Annotated in this window: 22 protein-coding genes; 11 read left to right on the top strand and 11 right to left on the bottom strand. The window is 63.9% G+C overall.

From position 1 onward, the window contains the following. Positions 1 to 28 precede the first annotated feature (28 nt). The 4 genes from SO156_RS01770 to tyrS form a co-directional block, all read right to left on the bottom strand. Positions 29 to 262: a hypothetical protein gene (locus SO156_RS01770; protein ID WP_498533630.1), complete on the bottom strand. Its 234-nt coding sequence runs from the start codon at positions 260 to 262 to the stop codon at positions 29 to 31. 17 nt (positions 263 to 279) lie between these two features. Then, positions 280 to 711, bottom strand: a complete 432-nt coding sequence (locus SO156_RS01765) for a DoxX family protein (protein ID WP_458144800.1) — start codon at positions 709 to 711, stop codon at positions 280 to 282. 224 nt (positions 712 to 935) lie between these two features. Then, a complete protein-coding gene (locus tag SO156_RS01760; protein ID WP_498533629.1) occupies positions 936 to 2,207 on the bottom strand; it encodes an MFS transporter in 1,272 nt (423 codons plus the stop codon). A 57-nt stretch (positions 2,208 to 2,264) separates the two neighbouring features. Continuing rightward, positions 2,265 to 3,518, bottom strand: coding sequence for a tyrosine--tRNA ligase (gene tyrS, locus SO156_RS01755; RefSeq protein WP_458144802.1), 1,254 nt, complete (start codon positions 3,516 to 3,518; stop codon positions 2,265 to 2,267). Between the two features lie 157 nt (positions 3,519 to 3,675). Between tyrS and SO156_RS01750 the strand changes: the two genes are divergently transcribed. Then, entirely contained in the window at positions 3,676 to 4,779 is a 1,104-nt protein-coding gene (locus SO156_RS01750; RefSeq protein WP_498533628.1) for an anhydro-N-acetylmuramic acid kinase, read from the top strand. Between the two features lie 94 nt (positions 4,780 to 4,873). Further along, a complete protein-coding gene (locus SO156_RS01745) occupies positions 4,874 to 5,551 on the top strand; it encodes a glutathione S-transferase family protein (RefSeq protein ID WP_498533627.1) in 678 nt (225 codons plus the stop codon). A gap of 23 nt (positions 5,552 to 5,574) precedes the next feature. On the opposite strand, the gene SO156_RS01740 is transcribed toward SO156_RS01745, so the two are convergent. The 4 genes from SO156_RS01740 to SO156_RS01725 form a co-directional block, all read right to left on the bottom strand. After that, positions 5,575 to 5,865 (bottom strand): DUF1330 domain-containing protein, encoded by a 291-nt coding sequence (locus SO156_RS01740; protein ID WP_458144805.1) that lies wholly within the window; start codon positions 5,863 to 5,865, stop codon positions 5,575 to 5,577. A gap of 53 nt (positions 5,866 to 5,918) precedes the next feature. Further along, on the bottom strand, positions 5,919 to 6,431 hold the full coding sequence (locus SO156_RS01735; RefSeq protein WP_498533626.1) for a DUF1697 domain-containing protein: 513 nt from the start codon (positions 6,429 to 6,431) through the stop codon (positions 5,919 to 5,921). 23 nt (positions 6,432 to 6,454) lie between these two features. After that, complete coding sequence (locus SO156_RS01730; RefSeq protein WP_027524593.1) at positions 6,455 to 7,102, bottom strand: alpha/beta hydrolase; 648 nt, start codon at positions 7,100 to 7,102, stop codon at positions 6,455 to 6,457. Between the two features lie 381 nt (positions 7,103 to 7,483). Then, the gene (locus tag SO156_RS01725; protein ID WP_498533625.1) at positions 7,484 to 8,416 is read right to left on the bottom strand and encodes a LytTR family DNA-binding domain-containing protein; all 933 of its coding nucleotides are present in this window, start codon (positions 8,414 to 8,416) and stop codon (positions 7,484 to 7,486) included. Between the two features lie 44 nt (positions 8,417 to 8,460). Between SO156_RS01725 and SO156_RS01720 the strand changes: the two genes are divergently transcribed. The 9 genes from SO156_RS01720 (at position 8,461) to SO156_RS01680 (ending at position 17,246) form a co-directional block, all read left to right on the top strand. After that, complete coding sequence (locus SO156_RS01720; RefSeq protein WP_498533624.1) at positions 8,461 to 9,654, top strand: acyltransferase family protein; 1,194 nt, start codon at positions 8,461 to 8,463, stop codon at positions 9,652 to 9,654. A 38-nt stretch (positions 9,655 to 9,692) separates the two neighbouring features. Continuing rightward, positions 9,693 to 10,832, top strand: a complete 1,140-nt coding sequence (locus SO156_RS01715) for a cysteine desulfurase family protein (protein WP_498533623.1) — start codon at positions 9,693 to 9,695, stop codon at positions 10,830 to 10,832. Between the two features lie 113 nt (positions 10,833 to 10,945). Further along, positions 10,946 to 12,442 carry a Fe-S cluster assembly protein SufB gene (gene sufB / locus SO156_RS01710; protein WP_458144810.1) on the top strand — a complete coding sequence of 499 codons (1,497 nt, stop codon included), beginning with the start codon at positions 10,946 to 10,948 and terminating at the stop codon, positions 12,440 to 12,442. Between the two features lie 62 nt (positions 12,443 to 12,504). Continuing rightward, positions 12,505 to 13,257: a Fe-S cluster assembly ATPase SufC gene (gene sufC, locus SO156_RS01705; protein WP_458144811.1), complete on the top strand. Its 753-nt coding sequence runs from the start codon at positions 12,505 to 12,507 to the stop codon at positions 13,255 to 13,257. A gap of 12 nt (positions 13,258 to 13,269) precedes the next feature. Next, positions 13,270 to 14,577, top strand: a complete 1,308-nt coding sequence (gene sufD / locus SO156_RS01700; protein WP_458144812.1) for a Fe-S cluster assembly protein SufD — start codon at positions 13,270 to 13,272, stop codon at positions 14,575 to 14,577. Beyond that, positions 14,574 to 15,821: a cysteine desulfurase gene (locus tag SO156_RS01695; RefSeq protein WP_498533622.1), complete on the top strand. Its 1,248-nt coding sequence runs from the start codon at positions 14,574 to 14,576 to the stop codon at positions 15,819 to 15,821. Before sufD ends, SO156_RS01695 begins: the two co-directional genes overlap by 4 nt. After that, positions 15,818 to 16,189: an SUF system Fe-S cluster assembly protein gene (locus SO156_RS01690; protein WP_027553631.1), complete on the top strand. Its 372-nt coding sequence runs from the start codon at positions 15,818 to 15,820 to the stop codon at positions 16,187 to 16,189. Before SO156_RS01695 ends, SO156_RS01690 begins: the two co-directional genes overlap by 4 nt. Positions 16,190 to 16,238: 49 nt before the next feature. Continuing rightward, positions 16,239 to 16,637, top strand: a complete 399-nt coding sequence (locus SO156_RS01685) for a HesB/IscA family protein (RefSeq protein WP_458144814.1) — start codon at positions 16,239 to 16,241, stop codon at positions 16,635 to 16,637. Between the two features lie 183 nt (positions 16,638 to 16,820). Beyond that, on the top strand, positions 16,821 to 17,246 hold the full coding sequence (locus tag SO156_RS01680) for a TfoX/Sxy family protein (protein WP_498533621.1): 426 nt from the start codon (positions 16,821 to 16,823) through the stop codon (positions 17,244 to 17,246). Positions 17,247 to 17,317: 71 nt separating this feature from the next. Here SO156_RS01680 and SO156_RS01675 read toward each other — a convergent pair whose 3' ends face one another. The 3 genes from SO156_RS01675 to SO156_RS01665 form a co-directional block, all read right to left on the bottom strand. Next, complete coding sequence (locus SO156_RS01675) at positions 17,318 to 18,385, bottom strand: GGDEF domain-containing protein (protein ID WP_498533620.1); 1,068 nt, start codon at positions 18,383 to 18,385, stop codon at positions 17,318 to 17,320. Between the two features lie 205 nt (positions 18,386 to 18,590). Then, positions 18,591 to 20,105, bottom strand: a complete 1,515-nt coding sequence (locus tag SO156_RS01670) for a DEAD/DEAH box helicase (protein WP_498533619.1) — start codon at positions 20,103 to 20,105, stop codon at positions 18,591 to 18,593. Positions 20,106 to 20,423: 318 nt separating this feature from the next. After that, positions 20,424 to 21,386, bottom strand: a complete 963-nt coding sequence (locus tag SO156_RS01665) for a helix-turn-helix domain-containing protein (protein ID WP_458144827.1) — start codon at positions 21,384 to 21,386, stop codon at positions 20,424 to 20,426. Between the last annotated feature and the right edge of the window lie 181 nt (positions 21,387 to 21,567).

Genomic DNA, 21,567 nt, shown 5'->3' with positions numbered 1-21,567 from the left:
CGAGGCCATCACGCCTGCTAGCGTCCATTCAGATCGTGAAGAAAATCGGCCCAAGCCTTTCGTCAGCAGCAAGCCTTTTTTCAGCAACAAGGCTTTTTTCGGGAGCACGGCTATCGGCGATTGAGCCAGCCTGGGTAAGGCCGCAATGAATCGCTTCGTTCACCGCATCATCATGGCTGTGCTTCTTGCCGCTGCACTCGCCGTCATCTGGAAGGTGCTCGGCGGGCGATGAAGCGGCACCGGCGGCATGCGCCGGTGCCAATTCGCATCCAGGAGATATTAGCGCCGCGCGAAGGCGCCGCTCGGCTCCTCGCCTTCCTTGCGCACCAGCGCGTCCACGCTGATCGGGCCGCCACCGGCTGCGGAGATGTAGAGACAGGCGAAGCAGAACAGGATCGCCGCGGTGCCGCCGTTGAGCAGTGGCAAGAACACCGGCGAGCCGCTCTTGAACATGTGGCCGAGGAAATAGGCGAAGGCCATTTCACCCGACAGGACGAAGGCCGAGATCCGCGTGAACAGGCCGATCATCAGGGCCGCACCGAGCACGAGCTCGAGCGTGCCGGCCGCATAGATCAGCGGCGGGATGTCGGCGAAGTAGGGGACGGCCGGAAACTTGAAGATCTTGGCGATGCCGTACTGAAGCAGCAGCAAGCCGGTGATGAAGCGAAACAGGCTCAGCAGAGCCGGTTGAAAGCGAGACAGTGAATTCATGATTTGCGCCCTTCCATCCAATTCCCGTGCGACTTCAATCGCATCAGGTTCCACCCTGCAAGACAGGGACCATCAATTTGCGCTGACATTTTCGTCATGACAGACAAAACACCCCAAGCGCGGCTTTGAGCCTAAGGCGTTGCACATTTTGTTGCTGGAACACATGCATCCGCCGTCCGTAGTTCTCCGGTGGCGACGGGGATTGCAGGTTACCTCGGGTACACCTAGCGCCGCAAGGCGGGCACAACCAGAAAGGGAATCATCCCGAGAATGACGCTCGCAAGTGCGAAGGCGAGCAGCGGATTGTAGCTCTGGGTCGCGTCGTGGATCAGGCCGCCGCTCCATGAGCCGAATGCCGAGCCGAGGCCGCTGCCGATCGAGATGCTGCCGTAGATCGTGCCGACGCGCCTGCCGCGGAAGATCTTCATCGCGGTGGCGGATATCAGCGGTCCCCGCGAGCCCATCATGCTGCCGAAGCAGACGACGAAGCCGCTGAGCAGGAGGGTGTTCGGATTGTACTGCAACAGCCACAGGAGGAAGATGCCGAGGATCGAAACCGCGTAGCTCAGCAGCACCGAAGGTCTGCGGCCGATCAGACCGTCGAGCGCGGAGACGCCGAGCATGCCGCACACCAGCACCACGCCGGAAAATCCCCAGGCGGTTGCGGCCTGCAAAGGCGGGAAGCCCGCATCGATCAGATAGGCGACGATCTGGGCCGCGATGGAGTACATGCCGACCGCGGTGAAGAAGAAGGTCGAGAACAGCGCCCAGAACGCGTGATGACGCATCGCGCGCAAGAGCGTCCAGCCTTCGTCGACGAAATCGGGATCGGTCTTCTTGACGACATGCGGCGAGCCCGTGGCGAACATCCGCCACGGCAGTAGCAGCAAGGGAAGCAAGAAACCGAGCGCTGCGAAGCCGAAAATCTCGTAGGTGGCGCGCCAGCCGGCATGGTCGATCAGGATTTGCGAGATCGGCAACAGCACGAGAACGCCGCCGCCCATCGCCGAATAGACTACCGACATCGCGGTCGGCAGGCGCGGACCGAACCAGCGGCCGAGCAGGATCGAATTCGGCACGATGCCGATGAAGGCGATGCCGACGCCGACGCAGAGGCCAATTGAGAGCTGGAACTGCCAGAGATAGTTTGCGTGCGACGCGATCAGGAAGGCGGCGCCGAGCAAGAGCAGCCCGAGTGCATAGACGCTGCGCGGTCCGGAATGGTCGAACAGGCGTCCGACGAACGGCGCGGTGAGGCCGCTTGCGAGCCAGGTCAGCGAGTAGACCGAGACGATCTGCGCGCGATCCCACCCAAAGCTTTCCGAGATCGGCTTCAGGAACACCGTAAAGCTGTCGCCGAGCCCGCGCCCCAGCACAGACAGCGTAAAGCACAGCGCGAGCACGATGAGGGCAGTGCGCACATGCGCGCCAGATTGTGCCGCGGCATTCCCTCTGCCGTCTTCCTTATCTTTTTCCTTGGGCGTGTTCTGATCCATTGCCTGTCAGGGAGCGCGCTTCCGCACGCCCTGGCAAGCAGTGAAAAGCTCATACGCCTATGCAGGCTTGACGAGGACGTGCTTCTTCTTGCCGAGCGAGAGCTTGATCACGCCCTCCGGCGTGAGATGGGCCGGCGTCAGCGTCATCTTCTCGTCGGTGACGGGCTCGTCATTGACCCTGAGGCCGCCGCCCTTGATCTGACGCCGCGCTTCGCCGTTGGAGGCGACGAGACCCGCCTTGACGAAGGCGTTGAGCACGCCGAGTCCGGCCTCCAGCTCACCACGCGGAATTTCGACGGTGGGGAGCGTCTGCGCCAGTGCGCCTTCCTCGAAAGTCCGCCGCGCAGTTTCCGCTGCCTCAGTCGCCGCGTCGCGACCGTGCAGCAGCGCGGTCGCTTCCGTCGCGAGCACCTTCTTGGCCTCGTTGATCTCCGAGCCCTGGAGCGCCTCGAGCTTCCTGATCTCGCTCATCGGCAGGGTCGTGAACAGCTTTAGGAACTTGCCGACGTCGGCGTCCTCGGTGTTGCGCCAATACTGCCAAAAGTCATAGGGCGAGAACTGGTCGGCGTTGAGCCAGACCGCGCCTTGCGCGGTCTTGCCCATCTTGGCGCCGGAGGCGGTCGTGAGCAGCGGCGTCGTCAGCGCAAAGAGCTGCGGCGAGCCCATGCGGCGGCCGAGATCGACGCCCATGATGATGTTGCCCCATTGGTCGGAGCCACCCATCTGCAACCGGCAGCCGGCGCGCTGCGAGAGCTGCACGAAGTCGTAGGCCTGACAGACCATGTAGTTGAACTCGATGAAGCTCATCTCCTGCTCGCGCTCGAGACGCAGCCGCACGGAATCCATGGTCAGCATGCGGTTGACCGAAAAATGCTTGCCGACGTCGCGCAGCATCTCGATCCAGTTGAGCTTGGTCAGCCACTCCGCGTTGTCGAGCATGACCGCATCGCTGGCACCGTCACCGTAGTGCAGCACCTTGGCGAACACGCCGCGGATCGAGGCTTTGTTGGCTTCGATCTCGGCGATCGTGCGCATGGCGCGCGTCTCGTCCTTGCCGGAGGGATCGCCGACCATGGTGGTGCCGCCGCCCATCAGCGTGATCGGCTTGTTGCCGGACTGCTGGAGCCAGTGCAGCATCATCATGGTCAGGAAGTTGCCGATATGCAGCGACGGCGCGGTGCAATCGTAGCCGACATAGGCGGTCGCTTCGCCCTTGGCGGCGAGCGCGTCCAGCCCCTCGAAATCGGAGCACTGGTGGACGAAACCCCGTTCCTGCAAAATATTGAGGAAATCCGATTTAAATGCACTCATCTGTCGGCGGCTCTGATCATTCTTATTTTACGGTAATTGCGGCTGGCTGCGGAACCCGAAAGGAACGGACTGCCGCGTCGCGGTGCGCTGTGGCATTATAAGATGTGCTTGTTTGATACAAGCCAGGCGTCGGGGTAGGAAGACGTCGAGGCTTACGATGATATTGACTGCACTCGGTCTGATGAGCGGGACCTCGCTTGATGGGGTGGACGTTGCGCTGATCGAAACAGATGGAAAGCAGATCAAGGCGTTCGGGCCGTCCGGCTACCGGCCGTACAGCAATGCCGAGCGCAGCCTGTTGCGCCGGGCGCTCACCGAGGCTGTCCAATTGCCGCGGCGCGATGCCCGGCCGGGGGTTCTGGCCGAGGCCGAGCGTGCGGTGACGCTGGCGCATGCCGAGGCGGTCGCCGCCTTCACTGCCCAGAACCGCATGAAGCCGGAGGAGATCGACATCGTCGGCTTCCATGGCCAGACCGTGCTGCACCGGCCCGAGCGGCGCTTGACGGTGCAGATCGGCGACGCATTGGCGCTGGCCAAGGCCATCCACATCCCGGTGATGCATGATTTCCGCGCCGCCGACGTCGAGGCCGGCGGGCAGGGCGCGCCCTTCGTGCCGGTCTACCACCGGGCGCTGGCGCAATCGCTGGAGCGCGAGGGGCCGATCGTCGTCGTCAATATCGGCGGCGTCTCCAACATCACCTATATCGACGGCAACGACACGCTGATCGCCTGCGATACCGGTCCCGGCAACGCGCTGCTCGACGACTTCATGTACCGGACCATGAACCAGACGTTCGACGCGGAGGGAAAGTTCGCCGCGCTCGGCAAGGCCGATGAAGACTGGATCGCGCGGGCGCTGACGCAGCCGTTCTTCGCACTACCGCCGCCGAAGTCGCTCGACCGCAACGATTTCGCCGCGTTGAAGCTTGGCGACGTGCCGCCGGCTGATGGGGCTGCGACGCTCACGGCCTTCACCGCGGCGGCGATCGCGCGGGTCATTCCGCAGCTGCCGCGACGGCCGAGGAGCTGGATCATCTGCGGCGGGGGCGCCCGCAACCTCACCATGCTGCGCATGCTGCGGGAGCGGGTGGGATCGGCGACGGTCCAGGCCGCCGAGACGCTTGGCTGGGCCTCTGACGCCATCGAGGCGCAGGCCTTCGGCTTCCTGGCAGCGCGTGGCATGAAGGGCCTGCCGTTATCCTACCCCGCCACCACGGGGGTGCCGATGCCGATGACGGGCGGGGTGATCGCAAGGCCTTAGATCACGGGTGGTTGATGCAAATGCATTGATCTTGACGCATTCATGCAATTGCATCTAGATTGATGCGGTTGCATCTAACGTCGGGATCTCCATCATGGCCGCAGCCCTCAAACTGATCAGCCACAAGCTTTGTCCCTATGTGCAGCGCGCGGTGATCGCGCTGACCGAGAAGGGCGTGCCGTTCGAACGGGTCGACATCGACCTCGCCAACAAACCGGACTGGTTCTTGAAGATATCGCCGCTCGGCAAAGTGCCCGTGCTGGTGGTCTCAACCGAAGAGCGCGAGGTCGCGCTGTTCGAGAGCAACGTGATCTGTGAGTACATCGAGGAGACGCAAGCAGGCGGCAAGCTGCATCCGGCCGATGCGCTGGGGCGCGCCGAGCACCGCGCCTGGATGGAGTTCGGCTCCGCGATCCTCGGGGATCTCTGGGGGCTGGAGACGACGACCGATCCGGCCGTGTTCGACAGCAAGCGCCACGCGTTGTTGGCAAAGTTTGCCCGCGTCGAGGCTGCGTTGGGCGCCGGCCCGTTCTTCGCCGGTGCATCGTTCAGCCTGGTCGACGCCGTGTTCGCGCCGATCTTCCGATATTTCGACGTGTTCGATGAGCTCGCCGAACTCGGCATCTTCAAGGACTTTCCGAAGATCTGCGCATGGCGCGCGGAGCTTGCCAAGCGTCCCAGCGTTCGCAACGCGGTGGGCGCGGACTATCCGCAATTGCTACGCGCCTTCCTGGTGCGCCATGACGCGCATCTGTTAAAGCTCGCCGCGTAAAGCGCGCTCAGAATCATCGGCGCCTAGGTACATCCATCGGCGAGCAGCAATCTGCTCGTCGTGGCCGCGTGGCGCACCTTGAACAGCTCCTGAATCTCAGGGTCGCTCAGGAATGCTTCCGCGCTTTCGCGTTCTGGAAATTCGATGATGACGAGGCGTTCGGGTGTCCAGTCGCCCTCGATCGTCGTCGGCTGAACCCCGCGAACGATGTATTGCCCCGAATGCTTGGCGATGTAGGTGGGGATTTCGGCGATGTATCTCTTGAAGCCGGCAAAGTCATTCACTGACAGATCGAGCACCAGATACGCCTTCATCCCTCGCCCCCAAGCTGGCATCGGACCAGGCCGACCTCATCATCTAGCGCTAGCTAGAGCTCCGCGGCCATCTTCGCCAGCGTGGCGACCGTATTCATGTTGCGCGCGGTGCCGGTCTTGGCGGCGGGGATGACGAGCTTCAACGTCCCCATGCCATCGCCATAATGCACGTAGATCTCGCGGCGGCCGAGCCGGACTTCCTCGTCCCTCTGGCCGCGGAGTCCCGTAAGCGTGTCCGCGGGCGGCGCCTTGTCGAGGAAGATCGCCACGGTGCGGTTCGGCGCAGCCTTCGGGAAGGGATTATCGGCTGCAACCTGCGCCATCTCTTCTGCGCTGCGCACGAGCACGCCGACCGGCGCGCCGGCGTAGGTGTGCAGGCGTTTCTCCAGCGCAGCCTTGATCGCAGCTTCTGACTTGCGGCTGGTGAACACCACATTGCCACTGGCGATGTAGGTGCGCACGGCCGCAAAGCCGAGCGCCTCGCACATCGCCTTGAGCTCGGTCATCGGAAGCTTGCCGGTGCCGCCGACGTTCACGGCACGGAGCAGGGCGACGAAGGAGCCCATGAACAACCTTTGGCGAGCGGCCTTTAGCGCACGTTGGCGAGCCGCATGTCGAGATAGGCGGTGATGGTCTCCATCAACGGCTCGAGCTTTCCGTCGAAGAAGTGGTTGGCGCCGGGGATGACCTGCTGGTCGATCACGATGCCCTTCTGCGTCTTCAGCTTCTCGACCAGCGTGTTGACGTCCTTGGGCGGCACCACCGCATCCTTCTCGCCATGCACGATCAGGCCCGAGGACGGGCAGGGCGCGAGGAAGGAGAAGTCATAGAGGTTGGCTGGCGGTGCGATCGAAATAAAGCCTTCGACCTCGGGACGGCGCATCAACAGCTGCATGCCGATCCAGGCGCCGAAGGAGAAGCCGGCAACCCAGCAGGCGCGAGCTTCGGGATTGATGGTCTGCGCCCAGTCAAGCGCTGCGGCGGCGTCGGACAATTCGCCGGTGCCGTGATCGAACGAGCCCTGGCTGCGGCCGACGCCACGGAAATTGAACCGCAGCACGGAGAAGCCACGATGTGCGAAGGCGTAGTAGCACTGGTACACGATCTGATGATTCATCGTGCCGTGAAACTGCGGATGCGGATGCAGAATCATCGCGATCGGCGCGTTCTTCTGCTTGGCCGGATGGTAGCGGCCTTCGAGGCGGCCCGCGGGGCCGGCGAAAATGACTTCAGGCATGATGATCTCTTGATTGATTCCTTGAAGGTGATCCCTGAGCAATCAACCGATTGTGGCTCGCTTCATCGGCAGCGAAGCCGACGAAAGCGGGACTGGAGGAGGAAGGGCGCCCTCGGATGATGCGCGAGCGGCGCGCGGTGACTTGACGGCCCGCGTTCTAACATAGGCTGAGGGTCAAAAAGCAAGCATCTTGAGCATCTGCCAATGCGGTCAAGAGCTTAGCTGGTTGTCGCAATGTCATGCGAGGCAGCGTCCCGAGAGCCGTCGCCAGCGCCGCCACCCCTTGGCGGCGAGGTGAGAAGCCGGCCCGGTCGCCTCGCCCGCGGTGCCGGGCTAACTCTTTGAATTCATGATTGTTTGTTGGTTGGTAGCTGTGCCCGTTTATGCCGTGGCTGTGCCCAGGCCTGCAACCGATGGCCGGTAGCGCCGGCTCCCCTGGAGGGTCTGCCCGCCATCGAAGGTGAGCTCGAAATCTCCGGATGGTTTGAGGTCCACGCCGGTGACCCGATCGAGATTCGCGAGCTTCGTGCGGTGGACGCGCACGACATGGAATCGCGCCAGTTCGCTTTCCGCTGCTGCCAGGGTGCCCCGGATCAGGTGCTGGTTACCGTCGGCCAGCCTGTACTCGATGTAGTTGCCGGCCGAGGCAACCCACAGGATCTCCTGCGGCTCGACCCGGATGCGGCTTGCACCGTCGCGCAGCCAGATCGCATCGGGCGCCTTCGCCGGCCCGGCTGGCTCGATCATAGCGGTTGCCTGCGTCTCGCGTCGGCTGTCGAACAGCCAGATCGTGCTCCCGATCAGGAAGCAGGCGACGACGTCCTTGCGAAACTCGTACAGCACCGTCGCAAAGGAGAAGTGGAAGTCATAGACGCTTCCGGCAAGCCAAAGGACGAGTTTTCGGATCCAGACCATGCCGGTGATGTGGACGGCAGAGAAGGCGACCAGCGCGGTCGCTCCGATCCCGGCACGACCTGCGTAGTTTGGAGTGCGGCGCATGCGCCGGACGGCCATAACCAGGATCGGAACCGCAAGCAGGATGACGGCGACGCTCGAAGTCTCCCAGAACAGGCGCCGGCCCAGATCGTAGGGGTCGCCGCGCCAGACGGCATCCTGCGCGGCGGACAGCGCATTCACGATTCCGGTGGCGAATGCGACCACCGCAATCACGCTGAACATCGCAACGTCGTGGCGATTGATCCCGCGATGCCCTCCGCTCGTCCCAGCGTGCAGCGCCTCATCCCCTCGCTTCCGGTCCTGATCCCAAACCGGCTCGACGCGCTCCTTCTCGCGGGCATTCTGGATGTCAGCCATGGCCCCAAAATCGCGTTTGTCGTCCCGTCAAGGAGCAGAAAACCATGTCAACACCACAGCAACTCTCGACCTCGGAGCGGCGCATCGATCTGGATTGGGTGCGGATTAGCGCCTTCGGGCTTCTGATCTTCTACCACGTCGGCATGCTTTACGTGTCCTGGGGATTTCACATCAAGAGCGCGTACAGGCTGACCTGGCTCGAGCCGTTGATGCTGGTCCTCAATCCCTGGCGGCTGTCACTTTTGTTCCTGGTTTCCGGGGTCGCGACGAGGTTCATGCTCGGCAAGTACCGCCTCGGTTCGTTCGTGGGCGCGCGGTCGACACGGCTCCTGATCCCCCTGATCTTCGGCATGCTGGTGATCGTGCCGCCGCAGTCCTACCTCCAGATCGTCGAGGCCCTCGGCTATCCCGCGGGCTTTGCCGATTTCTACGTCCGGCACTACCTGGCGTTCGGCGCGCAGTTCTGTCCGAATCCCTGCATCGTGCTGCCGACCTGGAACCACCTCTGGTTTGTGGTCTATCTGTGGGTCTACACGATGGCGCTGGCCTGCGTGCTCTGGCTGTGGCCAGCCCTGACCGACCGGCTCAGTGCGAAGCTTGCCGTCCCGCTCACAGGGCCCGGCCTCCTCATCATGCCGTGTCTGCTATTCGCGGCTTGGCGCCTGTTCCTGTTCCCAGCCTTTCCCTCCACGCATGCGCTGTTTGGCGATTGGTACAACCATGCGGACTATGCAACGGCGTTCCTGATCGGCTTCCTGCTGGCGAAGCAGGGTATCGTCTGGTCCGAGATCGAACGACAACGCTGGACGGCACTGGCACTCGCGGCCGTTTGCTTAACCATCTTCATCCTGTTGTTCGCGGGTCTGCTCGCGCCGTCGCCGCTGCTGAAGAAGTGCGCCAGCATCGCCTATGGCTGCTATCAGTGGCTTGCCATGGCCGCGGTGCTCGGTTTCGCACGGCGGCACTTCACGGCCGACGGACCCGCGCGCCGCTACCTCACGGACGCGATCTTCCCGTACTACATCGTGCATCAGACGGCGATCATCACGATCGCGCATGCACTGCGCGGCAGCGGCTTCTCGGTCGGGATCGAGGCCTCCATCGTGATCCTGGGCACCGCGCTGACATGTGTGGTCACCTTTGAAGTCGTGCGCCGGATCAATTGGCTGCGACCGCTGTTCGGATTGCGTATGGAGGCACGCGCGCCAGCCAAGGCCGTGCAGCAACAGCCGGCTTGACCGATTGGCGGGCGGGCAAAAGGTGCTAAGAGGGCGGCATGCCAACCCGCGTCTATCTCGACTGGAATGCGACCACGCCGCTGCGTCCCGAGGCGCGGTCGGCGATGGTCGCGGCCTATGATCTCGTCGGCAATCCGTCCTCGGTCCATGCCGAGGGGCGGGAGGCGCGGCGGCTGGTCGAGGCGGCCCGTGCCGCGCTGGCGGGCGCGGTTGGCGGCCTGCCGCGGAACGTCGTCTTCACCTCGGCGGGAACCGAGGCCAATGCGCTGGCGCTCTCGCCGGGTCTAAGGGGGCCCTCTGGCGGCCCGGTGGAACGCCTCCTGGTGTCCGCCGTCGAGCACGCCTCCGTGCTGGCAGGCGGGAGGTTTCCCGCCGACGCCGTCAGCCCGATTCATGTGACGCGCGCCGGCGTCGTCGACGTCGATCACCTCAAAGCGCTGCTCGGCTCCGGCCCGCCGGCGCTGGTGTCGATCATGGCCGCCAATAACGAGACCGGCGCGCTTCAGCCGGTGGCGGAGGCGGCGCGGATCGTCCATGAGGCGGGCGGGCTTCTGCATGTTGACGCGATCCAGGTTCTTGGGAAAATTTCTTTCGATATCAAGGTGGTAGGTGCCGATCTTGCCACCTTCTCTGCGCACAAGATTGGTGGCCCCAAGGGCGTCGGTGCGCTAGTCGTCGCTGAGAGTGTGACAGGGCTGGAACCGGTTCTCCGTGGTGGGGGGCAGGAACTCGGCCGCCGTGCGGGAACCGAGAACGTCGCGGGCATCGCCGGCTTCGGCGCAGCCGTGACGGCGGCCCTTCAGACTCTGGCGGAGGGTGCGGAACGGCTCCGAAGCCTCCGGAATCGCTTGGAAAACGGGCTGCGAACCGTGCCAGGCACAACGGTTTTCTCGGAGGACGTTGAGCGGTTGCCGAATACCACTCTATTTACGGCGCCAAGGCTGAAGGCCGAGACCGCCGTGATCGGTTTCGACCTCCAAGGCATCGCCGTGTCCTCAGGCTCCGCCTGTTCCTCTGGAAAAGTGCAGCCGTCTCACGTGCTCTCCGCCATGGGATTCGACCCCAAAACGGCCCAGGGAGCGGTGCGCCTCAGTCTGGGCTGGTCCACGCAGGAGGCGGACATCAATCGGGCCCTTGAGGCTTGGCGAAAGCTCGGTAATAACCTACTTAGAGAGTAAGCGACGAAACACGGCTTGAACGGTTCTAAGCGCGTGCTTTCCGCATAGAAACATCGTAATAGTCGTTCGAGTTTGATCCACCGCGGTCCTTGAAACCGCGAGCGGAGGATGGAATGCCAGCCGTACAAGAGACGGTCGAGCGCGTGAAGCGCATCGACGTCGACCAGTATCGTTATGGGTTTGAGACCCTGATCGACTCCGAGAAGGCCCCGAAGGGCCTGTCGGAAGACATCGTAAAATTCATTTCCGGGAAGAAGAACGAGCCCGCCTGGATGCTCCAGTGGCGGCTCGAGGCCTATCGGCGCTGGCTCACCATGACTGAGCCGACCTGGGCGCGCGTCGACTATCCCAAGATCGACTTCCAGGACATCTACTATTACGCGGCGCCGAAGCCGAAGAAGACCGTCTCCTCGCTCGACGAGATCGATCCGGAGATCCTGAAGACCTACGAGAAGCTCGGCATTCCCCTGCGGGAAGTCGCGATGCTCGAAGGCGTCGAACCGAAGGTGGGCGAGGAAGACCCGGCCCGGCGCAAGATCGCGGTCGACGCCGTCTTCGACTCGGTGTCGGTTGCGACCACTTTCAAGGCCGAGCTGAAGAAGGCCGGCGTGATCTTCATGCCGATCTCGGAGGCGATCCGCGAGCATCCCGAGCTGGTGCAGAAATATCTCGGCTCCGTGGTGCCGACCTCCGACAATTTCTATGCGACGCTGAACTCGGCGGTGTTCTCGGATGGCTCGTTCGTCTATGTGCCGCCGGGCGTACGCTGCCCGATGGAGCTGTCGACCTATTTCCGCATCAACGAGCGCAACACCGGCCAGTTCGAGCGTACGCTGATCATCGCCGACAAGGGCTCCTACGTCTCTTACCTCGAGGGCTGCACTGCTCCGCAGCGCGACGAGAACCAGCTCCACGCCGCCGTGGTTGAACTTGTCGCGCTCGATGACGCCGAGATCAAATATTCGACGGTCCAGAACTGGTATCCCGGCAACTCGGAAGGCAAGGGCGGCATCTACAATTTCGTCACCAAGCGTGGCGACTGCCGCGGCAACCACTCCAAGATCTCCTGGACCCAGGTCGAAACCGGGTCGGCGATCACCTGGAAATACCCGAGCTGCATCCTGCGCGGCGACAATTCGAGCGGCGAGTTCTACTCGATCGCGATCTCGAACGGTTTCCAGCAGGTCGATAGCGGCACCAAGATGATCCATCTCGGCAAGAACACCTCGAGCCGGATCATCTCCAAGGGCATCGCGGCCGGCAAGTCGCAGAACACCTATCGCGGTCTCGTCACCGCGCATCGAAAAGCGACCGGCGCCCGCAACTTCACCGCCTGCGACTCGCTGCTCATCGGCGACAAATGCGGCGCGCACACCGTGCCGTACATCGAGGCGAAGAACTCGTCGGCCACCTTCGAGCACGAGGCGACGACCTCGAAGATCTCCGAGGACGTGCTGTTCTACTGCATTCAGCGCGGCCTCTCCCAGGAAGAAGCCGTCGGCCTCGTCGTCAACGGCTTTGTGAAGGACGTGCTTCAGCAGCTCCCCATGGAGTTCGCCGTGGAAGCGCAGAAGCTGATCTCGATCTCGCTTGAAGGGTCGGTTGGCTAATTGCCGGCCCTCGCGGCGCGCTTCGGCGCTCCCTGGATCATTTGAATAGACTGGAAACCAATATGGCTTTGCTTGAAGTGAAAGATTTGAAAGTCCGTGTCGAGGAGCGCGAGATTCTCCACGGGCTGACGCTGACCGTGAACGAAGGCGAGGTGCACGCGATCATGGGGCCGAACGGCTCCGGCAAGTCGACGCTGTCTCACGTCATCGCCGGCAAGCCCGGTTACGAGGTGACCGACGGCCAGATCCTGTTTAGGGGCGAGGACCTCCTGGAGATGGATCCGGAGGAGCGCGCCGCCAAGGGAGTGTTCCTGGCGTTCCAGTATCCGGTCGAGATCCCTGGCGTCGCCACCATGAACTTCCTGCGCACCGCACTGAACGCGCAGCGCAAGGCGCGTGGCGAGGATGAATATTCGACACCGGATTTCCTCAAGAAGGTCCGCGAGGTCTCGAAGTCGCTGAACATCCCGCAGGACATGCTCAAGCGCGGCGTCAATGTCGGCTTCTCCGGCGGCGAGAAGAAGCGCAACGAGGTGCTCCAGATGGCGCTGTTCGAGCCGAGCCTGTGCATCCTCGACGAGATGGATTCCGGCCTCGACATCGACGCGCTGCGGATTGCGGCCGACGGCGTCAACGCGCTGCGCTCGCCCAAGCGCGCGATGGTCGTGATCACCCACTATCAGCGGCTCCTGAACTACATCGTGCCTGACTTCGTGCATGTGATGTCGAAGGGCCGTGTCGTGAAGAGCGGCGACAAGCAACTGGCGCTGGAGCTGGAGGAGTCCGGCTACGCCCAGTTCGAGGACGCCGCGTAAGGATTGTTTGCGATGAACGTTGCTTTGGCCAAGACCGGGAACGGCCGCGCGGTGAGCGATCTCTTCACCAGTGCCGAAGGTCGGCTGCCCGGCTCGCCCGCGGTGCTAGCTGCGCGCCGTCAGGCCTTCGAGACCTATGAGCGTCTCGGCCTGCCGCACCGCCGGCTCGAGGAGTGGAAATACACCGACCTGCGCGCGCTGGTCGGCGAGGTGCTGCCGCTTGCGGCTGCGCCTGACGCGGCGGCGCTGTCGCGCGCGACTGACGCCGTAAAGGCGCATGCGTTTGCCGGCGCCCGCAAGCTGGTGCTGGTCGACGGCGTGTTCGCGGCCGACTTGTCCGACGTGAAGGCGCTCGCATCCGAGGTCAGCGTCAAGACGCTGCGCGAAACGCTGGAGAAGGAGTCCGGGGACCTGCTCGCGACCGCTTCGACGGACGCGATGATCTCGCTGAACGCGGCGATGGCGACCGACGGGGTGGTGGTGTCGATTGCGGACGGCGCGCAGCTTTCCGCTCCGATCCAGATCATCCATGTCGCGACGGCGGCGTCCGCGTCCGCTTTCACCCGCTCGCAACTGCGCGTCGGGAACGGCGTCCGCGCCACCATCGTCGAGAGCTTCGTCGCCGCTGGCGCTGCGGCCTACCAGGTCAACGACGCCGTGCTGGTGACGATCGGCGACGACGCCGATGTCGCGCATATCCGCCTGATGGACGATGCGCCTGATGCCGTGAACATCACCTCCGAGATCGTCACGGTCGGCGCGAATACAAAGCTCAACTTCTTCAACATGACGACCGGTGGCGCCGTGAGCCGCCTGCAAGGCTTCATCACGCTGGCAGGCGAGGGCAGCGAGCTCGCGATCAATGGCGTGAACCTCCTGAAGAAGACTGAGCATGGCGATACGACGCTGGTCGTCGACCACGCCGTGCCCCATTGCACCAGCCGCGAAATCTTCCGCGCCGTGATCGATGATCGCGCCCATTCGGTGTTCCAGGGCCGGATCATCGTCCGTCCCGACGCCCAGAAGACCGACGGCAAGATGATGACACGGGCGCTGCTGCTCTCGGACGAGGCCGAGGCCGACAACAAGCCCGAGCTCGAGATCTTCGCCGACGACGTCTCCTGCGGCCATGGCGCCACCGCCGGTGCGCTCGACGACAGCCTGCTGTTCTATCTGCGCGCCCGCGGGTTGCCCGAAAAGGAAGCCCAGGCGCTGCTGATCCAGGCCTTCGTCGGCGAGGCGATCGAGCAGATCGCCGACGATGACCTGCGTGAGCACGTGATCGGCATTGCCGAGCGCTGGCTGGAGCGGCGGTCATGAGCACACATCCGGCGGTCCTGAACGGTTCGTATGACGTCGCGCGGGTGCGCCAGGATTTTCCGGCGCTGGCCATGCAGGTCTACGGCAAGCCGCTGGTCTATCTTGACAACGCGGCCTCGGCGCAGAAGCCGCAATCCGTGCTCGATCGCATGACGCAGGCCTATACGAGCGAATATGCCAACGTGCATCGCGGCCTGCACTACCTCGCCAATGCGGCGACGGAAGCCTATGAGGGCGGCCGCGCCAAGGTCGCGCAGTTCATCAACGCGCGGCGACCTGAGGAAGTGATCTTCACCCGCAACGCGACGGAGGCGATCAACCTCGTTGCGTCGTCCTGGGGCGAGCCGAATATCAAGGCAGGCGACGAGATCGTCATCTCGATCATGGAGCACCACTCCAACATCGTGCCCTGGCATTTCCTCAGGGAACGCCATGGCGCGGTGATCAAATGGGCGCCGGTCGACGATGAAGGCAATTTCCTGATCGACGAGTTCGAGAAACTCTTGACCGCGAAGACCAAGCTGGTCGCGATTACGCAGATGTCGAACGCGCTCGGCACCATCGTGCCGGTCAAGGACGTGGTGAAAATCGCCCACGCCCGCGGCATTCCCGTGTTGGTCGATGGCAGCCAGGGTGCCGTGCATCTTCCGGTTGATGTTCAGGACCTCGGCTGCGACTTCTATGTTTTCACCGGCCACAAGGTCTATGGGCCGACCGGCATCGGTGTGCTCTGGGCCAAATACGACCAGCTCGTCGCGATGCGTCCCTATAATGGCGGCGGCGAGATGATCCGCGAGGTCTCGCGCGACGTGGTCACTTACGGCGATCCCCCGCACAAGTTCGAGGCCGGCACGCCGGCGATCGTCGAGGCGGTCGGGCTCGGCGCGGCCATCGATTACGTCAATTCGATCGGCAAGGAGCGCATCGCCGCCCACGAGCACGACCTCCTCACCTATGCCCAGGACCGCCTGCGCGAGATCAACGCGCTGCGGCTGATCGGCACCGCGCGCGGCAAGGGCCCGGTGATCTCCTTCGAGCTGAAGGGCGCGCACGCCCATGACGTCGCCACCGTGATCGACCGCCAGGGCATTGCGGTGCGCGCCGGCACCCATTGTGTCATGCCGCTTTTAGAGCGGTTCAACGTGACCGCGACGTGCCGGGCATCCTTCGGCATGTATAATACAAGGGACGAAGTCGACCATCTGGCACAGGCGCTTTTGAAGGCGCGGGATTTGTTCGCATGAGTGATACGGCTGAAATCAAAGCCAATCCGATGGAAACGCATTCGGCGTTGCCGCCGGAGGAGACCGAGCGTCTGACGCGCGAGATCATCGCCGGGCTCAAGACCGTGTTCGATCCGGAGATCCCAGCTGACATCTACGAGCTCGGCCTGATCTACAAGGTCGAGATCAAGGACGACCGCTCCGTCGACGTCCTGATGACGCTGACGACGCCGAACTGCCCGGCCGCCGGCGAGCTGCCGACCATGGTGGAGAACGCGGTGGCGAGCGTCCCCGGCGTCGGCGTGGTCGACGTCAAGGTCGTCTGGGAACCGGCCTGGTCACCGGAACGCATGAGCGACGAGGCGCGCCTCGTGCTCAACATGTGGTGACGCGTTATCTCGGCATTGAATCTGCTCCGCAACGGACCACATCACTGACATGACACAGCCAACACCAGCATCCTCTCCCAAGCCGCGGCGTCCGCGTCCGCAGGTGATGCGGCTTACGGATGCTGCCGCGCAGCGCATTACCGAGCTGACGCAGCGTGCGGATTCCGAGATCGTCGGCCTGCGCGTCGGCGTGAAGAACGGCGGCTGCGCCGGTCAGTCCTACACCGTCGAATATGCCCATGAGATCCGCCCGACCGACGAGGTCGTCGAGGACAAGGGCGTCAAGATCCTGGTCGATCCCAAGGCGGTGTTGTTCCTGCTCGGCACCGAGATGGACTACAAGGCCGACAAGATGCAGGCCCAGTTCGTCTTCAACAACCCCAACCAGATCTCCGCCTGCGGCTGCGGCGAGTCGGTCGAACTGCGGCCGGCCAAGGTCGAGGGGTAGCCTGACTCTCGCAAATCCCACCGCTGTCGTCCTGGCGAACGCCAGGACCCATACCGCGTGATCTCGCAGCGGCGGGCGGTGTCAGTACCAGCGACTGGTAAGACGGACAGTCGTCGCTAAACTACCTTCCGTGGTAATGGGTCCTGGCGTTCGCCAGGACGACGATGGGGAGGCAGTTGGGCGATGGACCGCGAATTCCTGATCGACCTGTTCGCCGATTTCGGCCCCGTCACCATTCGCCGGATGTTTTCCGGCTACGGCATCTCCGCCGACGGCACCAATTTCGCGCTGGCCCTGCGCGCCGGCCTGTTCCTCCGCGCGGATGAGCAGACGATCCCGAACTTCGAGGCCGAAGGCTCAGCGCCGTTTCAGTACCAGACCCGCGCCAAAACCGTGATGGTGAAGTCCTACTGGCAGTTGCCCGCGCGCCTGTTCGATGATTCCGATGAGCTTGCGGAGTGGGCGAGGGCCGCGCTCGCCGCCGCCCAGCGTGCCAAGGTAAAGAAGGGACCCAAGGCAAAGAAGGCGGCGAAGATTGTGAAGAAGCCGCGGAAGAAGAAACAAGCAGCGGTTCGTAGGGTGGGCAAAGCGAAGCGTGCCACCACTTAAGATGACGATTGGAGAGATGGTGGGCAAGGCGCTGCGCGCCTTTGCCCATCCTACGGCAGCTCACCAGACAGCTAGGCCACTTGGCCTTGCCTCTCGACGCTATACTCAGGATCGGCCTCGCAGATCACGCGGTTGCGGCCATTGCGCTTGGCGGCGTAGAGGCAGGCATCGGCGCGCTCGATCAGGGAGTCCGTGTCGTCGCTCGGCTTCAGCATGGAGACGCCGACCGAGATCGTGACGCGGCCCAGAATCTCGCCGGTCGATTTCTTCTTCAATTCCTTCGCCATCACGGCGCGGCGGATGTGGTCGGCGACCGTGAGCGCCTGGCGCAGCGCAGTGTTGGGCAGAACGACCGCGAACTCCTCGCCACCATAGCGCGCGGTGATGTCCTGGCCCTTGATGGTCTGCTTCAGCGACAGGCCGACGAGCCGCAGTACCTGGTCGCCGGTGAGGTGGCCGTAGGAATCGTTGAACGACTTGAAATGGTCGATGTCGAACAGCAGCAGCGACAGCGGCTCGCCGCTTGCGAGCGCGTTCTGCACGGCCATGCCGATCATGCGATCGAAATATTTGCGGTTGCCAAGGCCGGTGAGGGGATCGGTGAGGCTCTCGGCGCGGATCGCTTCGAGGCTCTGCTGGAGATTGCTGATCTCGTTGGCGGACAATGTCAGCCGGTCCTCCAGCGCCTTGTTGGTCTCGCGCATGTCGCGCGTCGCATGGAGCAGGGTGTCCACAATCGCCTTGATCTGGTCGCGGTCCTTGGCCGTCGACAGCTTTGCGGCGGCGCCCGACAGGCTCGCATCATAGGAGGCGGACATGCCGAGCGCGTCGGTGAGCACCTTCATCACGTCGTCGATCTCGCCGATGACGCGCGCGCCGACCTTATCGATGCGATCGGTGGTCTTGATGTGGGAGAGATAGGTCTCGTAGATCTGCTCGAGATCGGCTTCGGTCAGCTTGCCGTTGCGCGCCAGCGTCTCGTTGATGATCTTGTTCAGCGGGGCGTTGTAGCCGGTGGCGTAGACGTACCAGATCTCGTAGTTGCGGGGAATTGCGGTCTGCTTGAGCGATCGGATCTGACCGAGCGCCACCTCGGCGAACGCCATCGTGCGTTCGTGTTCATCGAGCAGCTTGACCACAGAATATATCCCCACAGCAGCCGGTGCGCCTCCGACTGCGGCAATGCTTAAATTATGATCTCAGGCTAAAGGACGATTCTGAACGGCCGGTAAACAGCCGTTCCTGCAGCATGATCCGGACGCGAAGGGTCACGTTAGCGCAAAACTGTGCAGGGATTTCTCCCCGCGACAAACACGGAGCGTCTGCGCGGAAGCGCAGCGCGCCTTAGGCGCGGACGGGGCGCAGCAGGAACGCCGGCAGATGCGAATGATCGCCGGGCTCGCTATCAGCCTCGCGCTGCGGACGGCGCGGTTCGGGACGGCCGATCGAGGGCACATGCGAATTATTGGCCTGCTGGCGCGAGCCGTGGCGCGGCTCGCCGGCGTGCCTTGCTTCGCGCGCAGGCTTCGGCTCGCGCGCAGGCTTTGGCTCGCGTGAAGGCTTTGGCTCGCGCGCAGGCCTCGCTTCCGCTGCGGGCCTTGCATCCGGGGCGTGCCGCGCGTCACCGCGCTGCTCGTGGCCGCGACGCGACTTGCCGCGACCGCCGCGCGACCGCTCCCGGCCACGCTGCTCGCGCGAACGTTCGGTTGGATCGGCGGACTCGCTGTGGGCCTCGAACTCGCCCTCGGCGCGCGGAATGTTCTGGCCGATCAGCTTCTCGATCGCGGCCATCGACTTCTGGTCGAGCGGCGTCACGATCGAGATCGCGGTGCCGGTGCGGCCGGCGCGCCCCGTACGGCCGATGCGGTGAACGTAATCGTCGGGATGATGGGGGACGTCGAAATTGAAGACGTGGCTGACTTCGGGGATATCGAGGCCGCGGGCGGCGACGTCGGAGGCGACCAGAAGCGGCAGCTCGCCTTTGCGGAACTGATCCAGCGCCGCCATGCGGGCCGGCTGGTCCATGTCGCCGTGCAGCGCGCCGACGCTGAAGCCGTGTTTCTGGAGCGATTTGTGAACGATCGCGACCTCGCGCTTGCGATTGCAGAAGATGATCGCGTTCTTGAGATCCGTGGCCTCGCGTAGCAGGCGGCGAAGCAGTTCGCGCTTCTCATGCGCCTCGCGTCCGGCGGGAACCTGGGACTGCGTGACGGTGACGGCCGTGGTGGCGGGCTTGGAAACTTCGACCTTCTGCGGATTGTGCAGGAAGGCCTCGGTGATGCGCCGGATCTCCGGCGGCATGGTCGCGGTGAAGAACAGGGTCTGCCGCGTGAAGGGGACGAGCTTGCAGATGCGCTCGATGTCGGGAATGAAGCCCATGTCCAGCATACGGTCGGCTTCGTCGATGACGAGCAGCTCGACGCCGGTGAGCAAGAGACCGCCGCGCTCGGTATGGTCGAGCAGGCGGCCGGGAGTCGCGATCAGGACGTCGACGCCGCGCATCAGCTTGGCATCCTGGTCGCCGAAGGAGACGCCGCCGATCAGGAGGGCGACGTTGAGCTTCTGGCCGGCGCCGTAGCGGTCGAAGTTTTCCTTGACCTGGGCGGCGAGCTCACGGGTCGGCTCGAGGATCAGGGTGCGCGGCATGCGCGCCCGGGCGCGACCCTTTTCGAGGATGGTGAGCATCGGCAGCACGAAGGCCGCGGTCTTGCCGGTGCCGGTCTGGGCGATGCCGAGCACGTCCTTGCGTGCGAGGACGTGGGGGATCGCCTGTTCCTGAATGGGGGTGGGGTTGGTGTAACCGGTGGCCGCCACTGCGGCGAGGACTTTTTCGGATAGTCCGAGATTTGAAAAGGACATTGAGCCTCTAGTCGAAACCGCCGTTCGGAATCGAGGGTAATAAGGCTGTCGCGCTCCACCCCGAAACGGCGCGCTCTCAAAGAAGCTGGGGGTGCTGACTTACGCGAGCAAGGCTTTGCGCGAGCAACGCGCCAAACTCAGGAATCGCGTTTCGATACCGAGCCGCGTTGCCCGGAACATAGGGGGGAATCGGCCAAAGTCAATGGAGCGGACGCGGGAAGGCTCTAAAAAGCCTAGCGTTTTTGCTCAAATTGCGGGCGAAGTTGCGCTTTTCGCCCGGTCACCGGCCGGGCGACCGGGGGAGGCCAGGGAGGGCGGCTAGCGCTTCTCGGCCGCTTGGGCCCGGAAATCGCCCGGTGCCAGCCCGTAGGCCGCGTTGAAGACCCGGTAATAGGTCGCAAGGCTCTCGAAGCCGCAGGCGGTGGCGATGTCGGCAATCAGCCGCTCCGGCGCCTCGCTCAGGAGGCGGCGGCTTTGCGCCAGGCGTTGCTCGGTCACGGTCTGGGAGAAGCTCTTCTCCGCCATTTCAAAGAGCATGTGGAGGTGGCGCAGGGACACGCCGAGCCAGTCGGCGACCATTGCCGGGGACAATCGGGGATCGTTCAGGTGGCGCTCGATCAGGCGGCGGGCCAACGACAGGCGCCCGACCCGCAGCGCGTATTGTCCGCGGCGGCCCCCGGGCCTGACGATGCCGCGCTCGACCAGGGCGAGGGTGGCCAGCGCTTCCACCAGTGGCTTGGTGCGCGCAGCCTCGACCCCAACGGCGAGGTCACCGAGCTCGGCAAAGGCGGCATCGAGCAGGGGGGCCAGCGCAAGGTCGCCGAATGGCTTTGGCGTCAGGTCGCGAACGCGCCTGTCCTGCGCGGGGATGCCGGCAACCGGGATCTTGAGGATCCTCAGGTGGAAGCCCGCGGTGCCGAGCGGCAGGGTGCGATAGGGCAGGTCGGTATGGCTGGTGGCAAACCTGCCGCTTTCGATCGCAAAATCGCTGCCGCGCATGCCGCCGAACCAGCCGCCGCTGCCGAGCTGCTGGTAAACGCAGATGCTGTCGCTGGCCGCGTCCGCGATGTCGGCGTTGCTACGCTCGACCCGGTAGGGCGAGGCCTTGAGCTCGACGAGGCCGGCCCCGCCGACCTGCCGCAGTGTGAACTCGCCGAAGAAATCGGCGCGCTGCTCCCGCGCGAGTTCCGCGGTGACGCCGAACAAGCCCTTGGCGCGCACCTCACGCCAGTAGTCGAAACGGTCCTGCGGCTCGACCTCGTTGGTGCACCAGCGATACACAAAAAACCCTCGGGTAGACAGGCAATACGGCTCAAGCAAAAGCAGATTCCGTTCAAGCCGGCCATAGGACAGATCGCGCAGGGGCATCCCGCTGGGCGCTTGCCTCACTCTTGAACCCCTGCCATGGCTCGGTCGACTATGACATCAGCGGGCCGCAGGAACCCCAATCGCCCTTCCTGCA

It is taken from the genome of Bradyrhizobium sp. UFLA05-125, assembly GCF_059803515.1.
This window is presented reverse-complemented; position numbering and strand designations above follow the sequence as displayed.

Excerpts from the sequence above, each read along its gene's own strand:
- SO156_RS01680 (WP_498533621.1), top strand. The coding sequence starts at position 16,821 with ATGGACCGCGAATTCCTGATCGACCTGTTCGCCGATTTCGGCCCCGTC.
- SO156_RS01690 (WP_027553631.1), top strand. The coding sequence starts at position 15,818 with ATGAGTGATACGGCTGAAATCAAAGCCAATCCGATGGAAACGCATTCG.
- sufD (WP_458144812.1), top strand. The coding sequence starts at position 13,270 with ATGAACGTTGCTTTGGCCAAGACCGGGAACGGCCGCGCGGTGAGCGAT.
- sufB (WP_458144810.1), top strand. The coding sequence starts at position 10,946 with ATGCCAGCCGTACAAGAGACGGTCGAGCGCGTGAAGCGCATCGACGTC.
- SO156_RS01685 (WP_458144814.1), top strand. The coding sequence starts at position 16,239 with ATGACACAGCCAACACCAGCATCCTCTCCCAAGCCGCGGCGTCCGCGT.
- SO156_RS01720 (WP_498533624.1), top strand. The coding sequence starts at position 8,461 with ATGTCAACACCACAGCAACTCTCGACCTCGGAGCGGCGCATCGATCTG.
- SO156_RS01735 (WP_498533626.1), bottom strand. The coding sequence starts at position 6,431 with ATGGGCTCCTTCGTCGCCCTGCTCCGTGCCGTGAACGTCGGCGGCACC.
- tyrS (WP_458144802.1), bottom strand. The coding sequence starts at position 3,518 with ATGAGTGCATTTAAATCGGATTTCCTCAATATTTTGCAGGAACGGGGT.
- sufC (WP_458144811.1), top strand. The coding sequence starts at position 12,505 with ATGGCTTTGCTTGAAGTGAAAGATTTGAAAGTCCGTGTCGAGGAGCGC.
- SO156_RS01765 (WP_458144800.1), bottom strand. The coding sequence starts at position 711 with ATGAATTCACTGTCTCGCTTTCAACCGGCTCTGCTGAGCCTGTTTCGC.
- SO156_RS01750 (WP_498533628.1), top strand. The coding sequence starts at position 3,676 with ATGATATTGACTGCACTCGGTCTGATGAGCGGGACCTCGCTTGATGGG.
- SO156_RS01740 (WP_458144805.1), bottom strand. The coding sequence starts at position 5,865 with ATGAAGGCGTATCTGGTGCTCGATCTGTCAGTGAATGACTTTGCCGGC.
- SO156_RS01760 (WP_498533629.1), bottom strand. The coding sequence starts at position 2,207 with ATGGATCAGAACACGCCCAAGGAAAAAGATAAGGAAGACGGCAGAGGG.
- SO156_RS01715 (WP_498533623.1), top strand. The coding sequence starts at position 9,693 with ATGCCAACCCGCGTCTATCTCGACTGGAATGCGACCACGCCGCTGCGT.
- SO156_RS01730 (WP_027524593.1), bottom strand. The coding sequence starts at position 7,102 with ATGCCTGAAGTCATTTTCGCCGGCCCCGCGGGCCGCCTCGAAGGCCGC.
- SO156_RS01745 (WP_498533627.1), top strand. The coding sequence starts at position 4,874 with ATGGCCGCAGCCCTCAAACTGATCAGCCACAAGCTTTGTCCCTATGTG.
- SO156_RS01670 (WP_498533619.1), bottom strand. The coding sequence starts at position 20,105 with ATGTCCTTTTCAAATCTCGGACTATCCGAAAAAGTCCTCGCCGCAGTG.
- SO156_RS01695 (WP_498533622.1), top strand. The coding sequence starts at position 14,574 with ATGAGCACACATCCGGCGGTCCTGAACGGTTCGTATGACGTCGCGCGG.
- SO156_RS01725 (WP_498533625.1), bottom strand. The coding sequence starts at position 8,416 with ATGGCTGACATCCAGAATGCCCGCGAGAAGGAGCGCGTCGAGCCGGTT.